The following is a 13,798-nucleotide window of genomic DNA, read 5'->3' as shown; positions in this document are numbered from 1 at the left end:
AGGAAATAAAAAGCAAATGTAGAGGATTAGAATTGTCATTATTAAAAAAAGATAAATTTTCCATTCGGAAAATAAAAGGTATTGTTGGTTCAGTATTTCTTGGGAGTCTTTTATTTGCACCCTCAGTTGTGAGGGCATCCACATATCACTACTTGGATTATGCTAATTTGACGCAAAATGAACGTGCTCACCTGAAATCAGGTACTCCTGATGAATCAAAAGAGTCATATGCCTTGATTTATGAAAAAGACGCATTACCAAACACAGGAAGTTCTCAATCTATTATGACTGTATTTGGTTTATTGACCATCGCTAGTCTTGTTGTAGTTATTACAAAAGATAAGAGAAATAAAAAAATAGCTACATTTTTGATTGTAGGGGCGACAGGTTTAGTTACACTATCAACTGCTTCAGCACTTAATTTGAATGCTAACATCCATAAGTCTGGTCGTGATGGTGTGTTGCAAATTTCTGGTTACAGATATGTTGGTTACTTGGAGCTTGATGATAGAACTGTTTCGTCGGTTTCTCCGGCATCAAGTGTTTCGCCAGTTGAGCAACCCAAAGTTGTGACTGATAAAGGCGAATCTAAGGTTCAACCGGCATTACCGGAAGCTGCTGTGACTGATAAAGGGGAACCAGAAGTTCAACCAACATTACCGGAAGCTGCTGTGACTGATAAAGGGAAACCAGAAGTTCAACCAGCATTACCTGAAGCGGTTGTGACTGATAAAGGCAAACCGGAAGTTCAACCAGCGTTGCCAGAAGCGGTTGTGACTGACAAAGGCAAACCAGAAGTTCAGCCAGCATTACCTGAAGCGGTTGTGACTGATAAAGGGGAACCAGAAGTTCAACCAGCGTTGCCGGAAGCGGTTGTGACTGATAAAGGGGAACCAGAAGTTCAACCAGCGTTGCCGGAAGCGGTTGTGACTGATAAAGGAAAACCGGAAGTTCAACCAGCATTACCTGAAGCGGTTGTGACTGATAAAGGAAAACCGGAAGTTCAACCAGCATTACCTGAAGCGGTTGTGACTGATAAAGGAGAACCAGAAGTTCAACCGGCGTTACCAGAAGCGGTTGTGACTGATAAAGGGGAACCGGAAGTTCATGAGAAACAAGAATATACAGCTCCAATTGACGGTAATCTTGTTGAACCAGAAGTTCATGAAAAACCAGCATACACGGAACCTGTAGGCACCACAGGAGTAGATGAAAACGGAAACTTGATTGAGCCACCTGTTATCGACATTCCAGAGTATACTGAACCAATATCTACAGTTTCAGAAGTTGCACCAGAAAGAGAAGAGTTACCTTCTTTACATACTGACATTCGGACAGAAACTATTCCTAAAACGACTATAGAAGAATCTGATTCTACCAAATTTATAGGCGATGATTCTGTTAAACAAGTTGGTGAGGATGGCGAACGTCAAATTGTTACTAGCTATGAAGAGTTACATGGCAAAAAAATTAGTGACCCAGTTGAAACCGTAACTGTGTTGAAAGAAATGAAGCCTGAAATTCTTGTAAAAGGTACAAAAGAAAAGCCTAAAGAAAAAACAGCTCCCGTTTTGACTTTGGAACGAACAGACACAAATGTATTAGACCGCTCCGCAAATCTTTCTTATCATTTGGTTAATGCAGATGGAGTCAAGATCAATAAAATTACTGCGACAATTAAAGATGGAAATGAAATTGTCAAAACAGTAGATTTAACTTCAGAGCAGTTAAATAAGCAGGTAGAAGATTTAAAATTCTACAAGGACTATAAGATAGAAACCACTATGACCTATGATCGTGGTAAGGGAGAAGAGACTGCAACATTAGAAGAGAAACCACTTCGCTTGGATTTGAAAAAAGTTGAGTTGAAAAACATTGCCTCAACAAATTTAGTAAAAGTTGAAGAAGACGGAACAGAAACGTTGAACGACTTCCTGACTGAGACACCAACAGAGACTGAAAAATACTATCTCAAAGTGACTTCTCGGGATAACAAAGTGACTCGTTTAGCAGTTGATAAAATCGAAGAGATTAATCAGGCTGGCCAAGTTCTCTACAAAGTAACCGCAAGAGCTGTTGACCTTATTCAGCATACTGACCCAAGTAAGATACGAAATGAGTACGTTTATTACATGGAAAAACCACGACCAAAGGTTGGAAATGTATATTACAACTTCAAAGAACTCATTGAAGATATGCAGAAAAAACCTGATGGTGAGTTTAAACTTGGGGCTGACTTAAATGCAACTAACACCCCAACCCCGAACAAATCATATGTGACGAATGTGTTCAAAGGAAAATTATTGAGTGATGGAAGTAATCACTTCACTATCCATAATCTAGCACGGCCATTATTTGCAAGAGCTGAAAATGCTCACATCCATGACATTAATCTGGGTAATGTAAACATAAACATGCCTTGGGCTGACCGAACAGCACCACTCGGTGAAAACTTTAAGAATTCAACAATAGAAAATATCAAAGTGACTGGCCAAGTTGTTGGTAACAATGACGTGACGGGTATGGTGAACAAACTTGACGAATCCATCATGCGCAATGTTGCTTTCATTGGTAAAATCGAAAGTGTGGGTAACAAAGGTTGGTGGTCTGGTGGACTTGTCAGCGAAAGTTGGCGAAGTAATGTTGATAGCTCTTATGTAGATGCAAATATTAAGGCAAACAACGCCAAATTCGGTGGACTGATTGCGAAAATCGACCACGGTGTAAACCCTATGGATGTAAAACAAAAAGGTCACTTGACTAAATCCGTTGTTAAAGGATCCATGACTCTCAAAACAAATAACCAAAGCGGTGGACTCATTCACGATAACTACAATTGGGGATGGGTTGAAAACAACGTCAGCATGATGAAAGTAAACAATGGTGAAATCATGTACGGTTCTGGTTCAGTGGATTCGGGCGACCCAGACTTTGGATTCCATTACTTCAAGAACAATGTATATGTGAAAGATGTTGCGTCAGGCAATGTTTCATATGAACGTTCAAAACAAATTCAGGGTGTAGATCAAGCTGAAGCTGATAAACGTATCGCAACCTTCAATATCACTGCTGATAAGTATGAAATCACAGATCCTCTTGTGAATATACTTAACAACCTAACAACTCGTGATAATGAGTATAAAACAACTCAAGATTATGACGCAACGCGTGAGCAGGCATACCACAACATTGAGAAACTACAACCCTTCTACAATAAAGAATGGATTGTAAACCAAGGTAACAGATTGGCTACAAGTTCAAACCTACTGACTAAAGAAGTGTTATCTGTGACAGGTATGAAGAATGGTCAGTTTGTGACAGACTTATCAGATATTGATAAGATTATGGTTCACTATGCGGATGGCACTAAAGAAGAAATGGTAGTTACCGCTAAAGCTGATTCTAAAGTAGCTCAAGTAAAAGAGTATGATGTAGCAGGTCAAAACATTGTCTATACACCAAATATGGTTGTTAAAAATCGAGACAAACTGATTGCAGATGTGAAAGAAAGACTTTCAAGTGTTGACCTAATTTCAGCTGAAGTACGCGCGTTAATGGATATACGTAAGAAGGCAGAAGAAAATACAGATGCTCGTAAAGATGGATATATTCGTAATCTATACTTAGAAGAAAGTTTTGCCGAAGTGAAGCAAAATCTAGATAAGTTAGTCAAATCCTTGATCGAAAATGAAGACCATCAATTGAACGGTGATGATGCCGCGATGAAATCGCTACTCAAGAAAGTAGAAGATAATAAAGCTAAGATTATAATGGGACTGACTTATCTCAATCGTTACTATGATATCAAATATGGTGATTTGAGTATCAAGGATATGATGATGTTCAAACCTGATTTCTATGGTAAAACACCAAGTGTCATCGACCGTTTGATTCAAATTGGGTCAAGAGAGTATTTCTTAAAAGGAGATCGTACACAAGATGCCTACAAAGAAGTGATTGCTGGTGCAACTGGTAAAGGTGATTTACGTAGCTTCTTAAACTATAACATGCGTTTGTTTACAGAAGATAAAGATTTGAATGACTGGTTTATTCATTCTGCGAAAAACGTTTATGTGGCAGAGCCTGAAACAAGCACAGAAGCCTTTAAAGATAAGCGACACCGTGTATTTGACGGTTTAAACAATGACGTTCACGGTCGTATGATTTTACCATTGCTCAACTTGAAGAAAGCCCATATCTTTATGATTTCAACCTATAACACGATGGCTTATAGCTCATTTGAGAAATATGGTAAGAACACTGAAGAAGAACGTAAGGAATTGAAGAAACGTATTGATGAAGTCGCTAAAGCGCAACAAACTTACTTAGATTTCTGGTCTCGTTTAGCTCTTCCAAGTGTTCGTAACAAACTTTTGAAGAGCGAATATATGGTGCCAACACCTGTTTGGGATAATCAATCTTATACAGGAATTAAGGATGCAAATCGTCAAGGTTATGGAAAAGGTGGAGCCGTGGTATCCCCTATTCGTGAACTATTCGGCCCGACTGACCGTTGGCATCAAGTTAATGGAGCTATGGGAGCGATGGCAAAAATCTACGAAAAACCGTGGAAAGATGAGCAAGTATACTTCATGGTAACCAATATGCTTGACCAGTTTGGTATTTCTGCCTTCACACATGAAACCACACACATTAATGACCGTGTAGCTTACTTTGGAGGACATAACCATCGTCAAGGTACGGATTTGGAAGCCTTTGCTCAAGGTATGTTACAAACTCCTGATAAGTCAACAACAAATGGTGAGTATGGTGCGTTAGGTATTAACATGGCCTACCATCGACCAAATGATGGAAACCAGTGGTATAATCCAGACCCTGACAAACTTCAAACACGCGACCAAATCGACCACTACATGAAGAACTACAATGAAGCTATGATGATGCTTGATTATGCAGAAGCTGAAGCTGTGCTTCCTAAGGTTAAAGGTGACAATAGTAAGTGGTTCAAGAAAATTGACCGCGAAACACGTCGACCTATGGATAGAAATAAACTAGGTGCTCCTCACCAATGGGACAAAGTGCGTGACTTGACAGATGCTGAGAAAGCAACCAAGTTGGAAACCATCGATGACTTGGTAAATAATAATTTCATGACCATTCACGGAAATCCAGGCAATAAAGTCTTCCACCCAGAGGACTTTGGTACAGCCTATGTCAATGTTAATATGATGGCGGGTATTTACGGTGGTAATACGAGTCCAGGTGCCCCCGGTTCTCTATCCTTCAAACATAATGCCTTCCGTATGTGGGGTTACTTTGGCTATGAAAATGGATTTATCGGATATGTATCTAGTAAATACCAAGGTGAAGCGGATAAACAAAACCAGGGTAGATTGGGTGATGATTTCATTATCAAAAAAGTTTCAAACAACCAATTCTTAAACCTTGAAGATTGGAAGAAACATTGGTATCATGATGTGAAAGCCAGAGCTGAAAAAGGATTCACAGAGATTACAATTGATGGACAAACCATTCACAATTATAACGAATTGAAAGCCTTATTCGACAAAGCTGTCACAGAAGACCTCAAGAAAGCTGGAAACTACTCAAATACTGAGAATTTGAAATCCAAGGTATTCAAAGCCCTTCTTAAAAACACAGACGGTTTCTTTGATCAACTGTTTAAAAAAGACATTTAAATGTTTAAAATATAAAGGAGGCAGTTTTTTGCTCCCTATGAAAAGTCATCATTTGATGGCTTTTTTCTATACAGGGAGCTTAAAAGGCTATCATCAGACAAAATAGAGAAGGCATGATATAATATAAGGTAGATTTCTATGTAATTAAACAGGAACTGTTTGGACATCATTTGAAAACTCTCTATGTTCAAGCTATAGTAAAATAAAATAAGTTCTCTAAACCCTTGCTACGAAAGGAAAAAAACTCAATGGCTACTATTCAATGGTTTCCTGGTCACATGTCTAAAGCTCGTCGACAGGTGCAGGAAAATTTAAAATTTGTTGATTTTGTGACGATTTTGGTAGATGCACGCTTACCTCTATCTAGTCAAAATCCTATGTTGACCAAGATTGTTGGTGACAAACCAAAACTCTTGATTTTAAATAAGGCGGACTTGGCTGATCCGGTAATGACCAAGGAATGGCGTCAGTATTTTGAATCACAAGGAATCCAGACGCTTGCTATTAACTCCAAAGAGCAAGTGACTGTAAAAGTTGTAACAGATGCGGCCAAGAAGCTCATGGCCGATAAGATTGCTCGCCAGAAAGAACGCGGTATCAAAATTGAAACCTTGCGTACCATGATTATCGGGATTCCAAACGCTGGTAAATCAACTCTCATGAACCGCTTGGCTGGTAAGAAGATTGCCGTTGTCGGCAACAAGCCTGGTGTTACAAAAGGTCAACAATGGCTCAAAACCAACAAAGACTTGGAAATCTTAGATACGCCGGGGATTCTCTGGCCTAAGTTCGAAGACGAAACTGTCGCTCTCAAACTAGCCCTAACAGGTGCTATCAAAGACCAGTTGCTCCCTATGGATGAGGTGACCATTTTTGGTATCAATTATTTCAAAGAACATTATCCAGAAAAGCTGGCTGAACGCTTCAAACAAATGAAAATTGAAGAAGAAGCGCCTGTTATTATTATGGATATGACCCGCGCTCTCGGTTTCCGTGATGACTATGATCGCTTTTATAGTCTCTTCGTGAAGGAAGTCCGCGATGGCAAACTCGGTAACTATACCTTAGATACATTGGAAGACCTCGATGGCGACGATTAAAGAAATCAAAGAACTCCTTGCCACAGTCAAGGAGTTAGAAAGCCCTATTTTTTTGGAGCTTGAAAAGGATACTCGCTCTGGAGTTCAAAAGGAAATCAGCAAGCGTAAAAAAAACATTCAAGCTAAATTGGATGAGGATCTTCGTTTGGAATCCATGCTTTCCTACGAAAAAGAACTTTACAAGCAAGGATTGACTTTGGTTGCAGGTGTTGACGAGGTTGGCCGTGGTCCTCTGGCTGGGCCAGTAGTCGCTGCAGCAGTTATTTTGCCTAAAAATTGTAAAATTAGAGGGCTCAATGACAGCAAGAAAATTCCTAAAAAGAAACATCTAGAAATTTATCAAGCCGTCCAAGACCAAGCCTTATCAATCGGCATTGGAGTCATGGATAATCAGGTCATCGACCAAGTCAATATCTATGAAGCGACCAAATTAGCTATGCAGGAAGCAATTTCCCAGCTCACTCCTCAACCTGAGCATCTCTTGATAGATGCCATGAAACTGGATTTACCCATTTCACAAACCTCCATCATTAAAGGAGATGCTAATTCCCTCTCGATCGCAGCAGCTTCAATAGTAGCAAAAGTGACACGTGATGAATTGATGAAGGAATACGATCAGCAGTTTCCCGGCTATGATTTCACTACTAATGCAGGATATGGAACTGCTAAACACCTAGAAGGACTGGAAAAACTAGGAGTTACCCCAATTCACCGGACCAGCTTTGAACCCGTTAAATCGCTGATTTCAGGAGAAAAAGAAAGATAAGATAGAAGGAATGATTATGGAGGAACAGTCAGAAACACTCAGTTCCAAGAAAGAATTTGCCTTTGCCTCAAGCACCATATTATCCCAAGTTGGACGAGGAATCATTGTCGGTCTCGTTGTTGGGATCATCGTTGGATCTTTTCGGTTTTCAATCGAAAAAGGCTTCCACCTGATACAAGGGCTTTATCAAGATCAAGCGCACCTAGTGCGCAATCTTTTTGTACTGGTTTTATTTTACATACTCATCTGCTGGCTCAGTGCTAAATTAACACGGTCAGAGAAAGATATCAAAGGCTCAGGAATTCCTCAAGTCGAAGCCGAATTAAAGGGACTAATGACTCTCAACTGGTGGGGCGTTCTTTGGAAAAAATATATTCTTGGAATTCTAGCTATTGCCAGTGGACTCATGCTGGGGCGTGAAGGGCCTAGTATCCAACTTGGAGCAGTTGGTGGTAAGGGTATTGCCAAGTGGCTCAAATCCAGTCCAGTTGAGGAACGTTCCTTGATTGCCAGTGGTGCTGCAGCAGGATTAGCCGCAGCCTTTAATGCACCGATTGCAGGACTTCTCTTTGTGGTAGAAGAAGTTTATCACCATTTTTCACGCTTTTTCTGGGTCTCAACTCTAGCAGCCAGTCTCGTAGCAAACTTTGTCTCTTTGCTCATATTTGGCCTAACACCCGTACTGGACATGCCAGACAACATCCCACTCATGACCCTGGATCAGTATTGGATTTACCTCCTTATGGGAATTTTTCTTGGACTTTCCGGTTTTCTCTATGAGAAAGCTGTGCTCAATGTTGGTCGAGTTTATGATTGGCTTGGTCAAAAAATCCGTTTGGATAGAGCTTATTATCCAATTCTTGCTTTTATCCTTATCATACCAGTCGGAATCTTCTTACCCAAAATCCTTGGTGGTGGAAATCAGCTAGTTCTTTCCCTGACTGAGCAAGATTTTAGTTTCCAAGTTCTATTAGCTTACTTTCTGATTCGTTTTGTTTGGAGTATGATTAGTTATGGAAGTGGCCTTCCAGGAGGAATTTTCCTACCAATTTTGGCGCTTGGTTCCTTGCTTGGTGCCCTAGTTGGTGTTATTTGTGTCAATCTTGGGCTTGTCAGTCAGGAGCAATTCCCTATCTTTGTCATTCTGGGAATGAGTGGCTATTTTGGAGCCATATCCAAGGCTCCCTTAACTGCAATGATACTCGTAACTGAGATGGTAGGAGATATTCGCAACCTCATGCCACTTGGTTTAGTGACCTTGGTCGCCTACATCATCATGGATCTACTCAAGGGGGCACCAGTCTATGAGGCTATGTTGGAAAAAATGCTGCCAGAAGAAGCAACAGATGAAGGAGAAGTCACCCTCATTGAAATCCCTGTATCTGATAAAATAGCAGGAAAACAAGTACACGAACTCAACTTGCCACATAACGTACTCATCACCACCCAAGTACATAATGGTAAGAGCCAAACAGTTAACGGCTCAACCAGAATGTATCTGGGGGATATGATCCACCTGGTGATTCCAAAAAGTGAAATTGGGAAAGTCAAAGATTTGTTGTTGTAGATCAAAAATATTATTACATAATTTTTATTATGTAATAAATGTATCAAGAATATTTTGTTGATTTTGATAAGGGAGGACATACATCATAATGAAAATACTAGATGTTCTATATGAGTTTTATGGTGATTTTGAATTCATTAAAGAAAAGTGGAATGAAAAATACGAAGGTATTCTTATCAAAATAAAGGATGAGCAAGGATATAAAAGATGCCGCTTAGCAAAAAGAACACCGAAAAAAGAAGGATATTTTACAGTTTTTTGGAAAAAAGACAAAAATAACATGAACATTCCTTATACCAATGAAGATTTGGGAACTGAACTTGTTATCGTTGTCATCGATAATGATAAAAAGGGGCTATTTATTATTCCAAACGAAGTTGCTACTTGTAAGAAAATTCTCTCAACAAAAAACAGCAAAGGAAAAATGTCCATGCGATTTTATCCGCCTTGGTGCACAAATTTAAATACAACGGCTCAATCAACACAAAAATGGCAATTGAAATTTTTTAGAGAAATTGAATTATAAGAATGACTTTGAAAAATTTCTAGTAGATTCATATCAGACACAAAGACTTGGTTCTTATGAAAAAAGAACCAAGTCTTTGTGTTAGTTTCTCAGGAATAAAGTACATTATAGACAATTTTTGTCGAAAAAATTTTTTAGTTATTAAAAATGAAATCATTTTTGGTTATTCTATTAAAAAGCCCTATAACATCTTTCCGAAAAACTATAATTTTCTTGAAAAATAAATAAGTCTATGCTATACTACTAGTAGAGACTTATTTATGGAGAAAATACATGAAACGTGAGATTTTACTGGAACGAATCGACAAACTAAAACAAATCATGCCCTGGTATGTTCTGGAATACTATCAATCTAAGCTAGCTGTTCCTTACAGTTTTACAACCTTGTATGAATACCTCAAGGAATACGATCGATTTTTTAGCTGGGTTTTGGAGTCTGGTATTTCAAACGCTGATAAAATGTCTGATATTCCTTTATCTGTCTTGGAAAATATGTCTAAGAAAGACATGGAATCTTTTATCCTTTACCTACGTGAACGTCCTTTGCTGAATGCTAATACAACCAAACAAGGTGTCTCACAGACAACTATCAATCGTACCTTGTCAGCACTTTCTAGTCTTTACAAGTATCTGACCGAGGAGGTTGAAAACGATCAGGGGGAACCTTATTTCTATCGTAATGTAATGAAAAAAGTTTCAACCAAGAAAAAGAAAGAAACTCTTGCTGCAAGAGCTGAAAACATCAAGCAAAAACTCTTTCTAGGTGATGAAACAGAAGGTTTCCTAACTTATATCGATCAAGAGTACCCACAACAACTCTCAAATCGAGCTCTTTCATCATTTAATAAAAATAAAGAACGTGATTTGGCCATTATCGCCCTTCTCTTGGCGTCTGGTGTCCGCTTATCTGAAGCTGTTAATCTGGATATAAGGGATCTCAATCTCAAAATGATGGTTATTGATGTCACTCGAAAAGGAGGCAAACGTGACTCGGTCAATGTCGCTGCCTTTGCTAAGCCTTACCTAGAGAATTATCTAGCCATTCGAAATCAACGCTATAAGACGGAAAAAACAGATACAGCCCTCTTTTTGACACTCTACAGAGGTGTTCCCAATCGTATCGATGCTTCCAGCGTGGAAAAGATGGTTGCTAAGTACTCTGAGGACTTCAAAGTACGTGTAACCCCCCACAAACTGCGTCATACCCTAGCAACCAGGCTTTATGATGCGACTAAATCGCAAGTTTTGGTCAGTCACCAGCTAGGACATGCTAGCACACAAGTCACTGACCTCTATACCCATATCGTTAATGATGAACAAAAGAATGCTCTAGATAGTTTATAATTTTACGTATTTTAAATTATGTAAATAAATATCAAAAAAAGAAGCTGGTCCTACAACCAACTTCTTTTTGATTTATCCAACTACCGCTTCAGCGATCTCTTCACGGCTAATACCAGCGAAGTAGCGTGTGATATCAATGGTTTCTAGCGCCTTAAGGACATCTTCGCGTTCGTATTTCACTCCACGAAGGACATCCTCTACTGCAGCAACGTCTTCAATACCAAAGAAGTCACCATAAATCTTGATGTCTTGGATTTTTGATTCAGTAACATTAGCAAAGACTTCCACCTTACCACTAGTGAATTTTGTTCCACGACGGACGTTAAATTCAGGTGATTTACCGTAGTTCCAGTCCCAAGTACCAAACTTAGTATCTTTGATACGGTTAATTTCAGCTAATTCTTCATCAGAAAAAACGTATTCAGTCATCTCTGGGTACTCTTTTTTCATGTATTCCAAGAGTAAATCACGGAATTCTTCGACTGTGATTTTTTCTGGTAGTTCATTGACAATATTGGTGACACGAGCACGAACAGATTTCACCCCTTTTGATTCAAATTTATCCTTTGAAACCTTGAGGGCATTTGCTAGGACTGACAAATCAACGTCAAAGAGCAAGCAACCGTGGTGCATAATACGGCCATTGATATAGGCTTGGGCATTGCCACAGAACTTCTTACCATCAATCTCTAAGTCATTACGACCTGTGAACTCAGCTTTAACCCCAAGTTGAGCCAGGGTATTGATAACCGGAGTTGAGAAGCTCTTGAAGTCAAAAGCCTTGTTTTCATCTTCTTTTGAGATGATCGTATAGTTGAGGTTATTTAAATCGTGGTAAACAGCTCCACCACCACTGATACGGCGGACCACCTCAATACCATTTTCTCGAACATAATCACGGTTGATTTCTTCGATAGTGTTCTGGTGACGACCAACAATGATAGATGGCTTGTTAATCCAAAGTAGGAAAATTTGATCCTCATCCAAAAGGTGTTTAAAGGCGTATTCTTCCAAGGCAATATTAAAGGCAGTGTCGTTTGAATGATTGATAATGTATTTCATGATATCCCTTTATACGATAGAGACTGGAAAACACCTTTCCAGTCTAATCTATCTTTCTTTTATTTTTTCTTAGGTGAATGGATGGCCATTCCTAAAACATCCGCAAATGCTTCGTACATCACTTCAGAGTAGGTTGGGTGTCCGTGGATAGTCTTCAGCATTTCTTCAACAGTAATTTCCATTTCGATAATGCTCGATGCTTCATTGATCAATTCTGCAGCTGCAGGACCGATGATATGAACACCAAGGATTTCTCCGTATTTCTTATCCGCAATAACTTTAACGAAACCTTGAGCTGCATCCGATGCAATAGCACGACCGTTAGCAGCAAAGTTGAACTTACCGATGGCTACATCGTATTTCTCACGGGCTTGTTCTTCTGTCAAACCTACTGCTGCTACTTCAGGAAGAGTGTAGATAGCTGCAGGAGTCAAATTCAATTTGGCAACAGCATGATTTCCTTTAAGGGCATTTTCAGCGGCAACTTCACCCATACGGAAAGCTGCGTGAGCCAACATCTTAGTACCATTAATATCACCTGGTGCGTAGATACCTGGAACAGAAGTTTCCATGTATTCGTTGACCTTGATACGACCACGATCCAATTCAAACTCAACCTCTCCAATACCTTCAAGGTCTGGCACACGACCGATTGAAAGAAGAGCTTTATTTGCAATGATATCGTCTTTTCCTTCAACTTTAATACGAAGTTGACCATTTTCTTCGATGATTTCTTGCAGTTTAGTACCAGTCAAGATGGTCATTCCTTTACGTTCAAGGATCAAGCGAAGGTTCTTAGAAACTTCTGAATCCATAGCTGGCACGATACGATCCATCATTTCGATAACAGTCACTTTTGAACCAAATGTCATGAAGGCCTGACCGAGCTCGATACCGACAACACCACCACCGATGATAACAAGACTTTCTGGTACTTCGTTCATTTCAAGGATGTCGTCGCTGGTCATGACAAGTGGAGATTCCATACCAGGGATGTTGATCTTGCTGACTTTTGAACCACCAGCAAGGATGATTTTCTTGGTTTCAAGTAATTCAGAGCCATTTACCAAGACGTTCTTGTCTTTAGTAATGGTACCAATTCCTTTATGAACAGTAACTCCGTAGCTACGAAGAAGACCAGCAACTCCACCAACCAAAGTATTGACTACCTTAGACTTGGTTTCAAGGAGTTTGTCCATATCAACAGTGAAGTTAGGATTTTCAATCACAATACCACGATTTGCAGCATGACCGATATTTTCAATAATTTCAGCGTTATGTAGGTAGGTTTTAGTTGGGATACATCCACGGTTCAAGCAGGTTCCACCGAGTTCAGATTTCTCAACAAGGGCAACCTTCCCACCGAGTTGGGCAGCTTTAATGGCTGCAACATAACCAGCAGGACCTCCACCAATCACAACGATATCAAAAGCATCATCGCTCTTACCATCATCGTTTGAAGCACTTGCTGTAGGTACAGGGCTAGCTTCTGGCGCTGCTGCTCCAGCTGTTGGGATATTTTCCCCTTCTTCGCCAAGGTAACCGATAACTTCCGTTACAGGGACTGTTTCACCGTCCCCTTTGAGGATAGCAATCAAGTACCCATCTTCTTCGGCTTCCAATTCCATGCTGACTTTATCAGTCATGATTTCCAAAAGGATTTCTCCTTCTTTTACAAATTCTCCGACTTTTTTATTCCATTGGACGATTTGTCCTTCTGTCATATCCACGCCGGCTTTTGGCATAATTACTTCTAAGGCCATGTCTTCCTTC

Annotated in this window: 8 protein-coding genes; 6 read left to right on the top strand and 2 right to left on the bottom strand. The window is 39.7% G+C overall.

Annotated features, from left to right (window positions below; translation table 11 throughout):
- The first annotated feature begins 32 nt into the window (after nt 1-32).
- The 6 genes from QM818_RS00780 (at nt 33) to xerS (ending at nt 10,963) form a co-directional block, all read left to right on the top strand.
- The gene (locus QM818_RS00780) at nt 33-5,660 is read left to right on the top strand and encodes a ZmpA/ZmpB/ZmpC family metallo-endopeptidase (RefSeq protein ID WP_414299787.1); all 5,628 of its coding nucleotides are present in this window, start codon (nt 33-35) and stop codon (nt 5,658-5,660) included.
- Between the two features lie 248 nt (nt 5,661-5,908).
- Nucleotides 5,909-6,760, top strand: a complete 852-nt coding sequence (gene ylqF, locus QM818_RS00775; protein ID WP_261102746.1) for a ribosome biogenesis GTPase YlqF — start codon at nt 5,909-5,911, stop codon at nt 6,758-6,760.
- Entirely contained in the window at nt 6,747-7,526 is a 780-nt protein-coding gene (locus tag QM818_RS00770) for a ribonuclease HII (RefSeq protein WP_261028029.1), read from the top strand. Before ylqF ends, QM818_RS00770 begins: the two co-directional genes overlap by 14 nt.
- 16 nt (nt 7,527-7,542) lie before the next feature.
- Nucleotides 7,543-9,093, top strand: coding sequence for a ClC family H(+)/Cl(-) exchange transporter (locus tag QM818_RS00765; RefSeq protein ID WP_261028031.1), 1,551 nt, complete (start codon nt 7,543-7,545; stop codon nt 9,091-9,093).
- An 88-nt stretch (nt 9,094-9,181) separates the two neighbouring features.
- On the top strand, nt 9,182-9,619 hold the full coding sequence (locus QM818_RS00760) for a MepB family protein (RefSeq protein ID WP_061424846.1): 438 nt from the start codon (nt 9,182-9,184) through the stop codon (nt 9,617-9,619).
- 273 nt (nt 9,620-9,892) lie between these two features.
- Nucleotides 9,893-10,963, top strand: coding sequence for a tyrosine recombinase XerS (gene xerS / locus QM818_RS00755; protein WP_049487199.1), 1,071 nt, complete (start codon nt 9,893-9,895; stop codon nt 10,961-10,963).
- A 72-nt stretch (nt 10,964-11,035) separates the two neighbouring features.
- On the opposite strand, the gene QM818_RS00750 is transcribed toward xerS, so the two are convergent.
- Both QM818_RS00750 and lpdA read right to left on the bottom strand, forming a co-directional pair.
- Nucleotides 11,036-12,025, bottom strand: coding sequence for a lipoate--protein ligase (locus tag QM818_RS00750; protein ID WP_049499936.1), 990 nt, complete (start codon nt 12,023-12,025; stop codon nt 11,036-11,038).
- Between the two features lie 59 nt (nt 12,026-12,084).
- Complete coding sequence (lpdA, locus tag QM818_RS00745; protein ID WP_001162878.1) at nt 12,085-13,788, bottom strand: dihydrolipoyl dehydrogenase; 1,704 nt, start codon at nt 13,786-13,788, stop codon at nt 12,085-12,087.
- Nucleotides 13,789-13,798: the final 10 nt, after the last annotated feature.

Origin of the sequence: Streptococcus mitis (assembly GCF_047464035.1) — a bacterium.
Taxonomy (GTDB): Bacteria; Bacillota; Bacilli; order Lactobacillales; family Streptococcaceae; genus Streptococcus; species Streptococcus mitis_DX.
Note: the sequence above shows the minus strand (reverse complement) of the source record. Positions and strands in the feature narration are given on the sequence as shown.

Excerpts from the sequence above, each read along its gene's own strand:
- QM818_RS00760 (WP_061424846.1), top strand. The coding sequence starts at position 9,182 with ATGAAAATACTAGATGTTCTATATGAGTTTTATGGTGATTTTGAATTC.
- QM818_RS00765 (WP_261028031.1), top strand. The coding sequence starts at position 7,543 with ATGGAGGAACAGTCAGAAACACTCAGTTCCAAGAAAGAATTTGCCTTT.
- lpdA (WP_001162878.1), bottom strand. The coding sequence starts at position 13,788 with ATGGCCTTAGAAGTAATTATGCCAAAAGCCGGCGTGGATATGACAGAA.
- ylqF (WP_261102746.1), top strand. The coding sequence starts at position 5,909 with ATGGCTACTATTCAATGGTTTCCTGGTCACATGTCTAAAGCTCGTCGA.
- QM818_RS00770 (WP_261028029.1), top strand. The coding sequence starts at position 6,747 with ATGGCGACGATTAAAGAAATCAAAGAACTCCTTGCCACAGTCAAGGAG.
- xerS (WP_049487199.1), top strand. The coding sequence starts at position 9,893 with ATGAAACGTGAGATTTTACTGGAACGAATCGACAAACTAAAACAAATC.
- QM818_RS00750 (WP_049499936.1), bottom strand. The coding sequence starts at position 12,025 with ATGAAATACATTATCAATCATTCAAACGACACTGCCTTTAATATTGCC.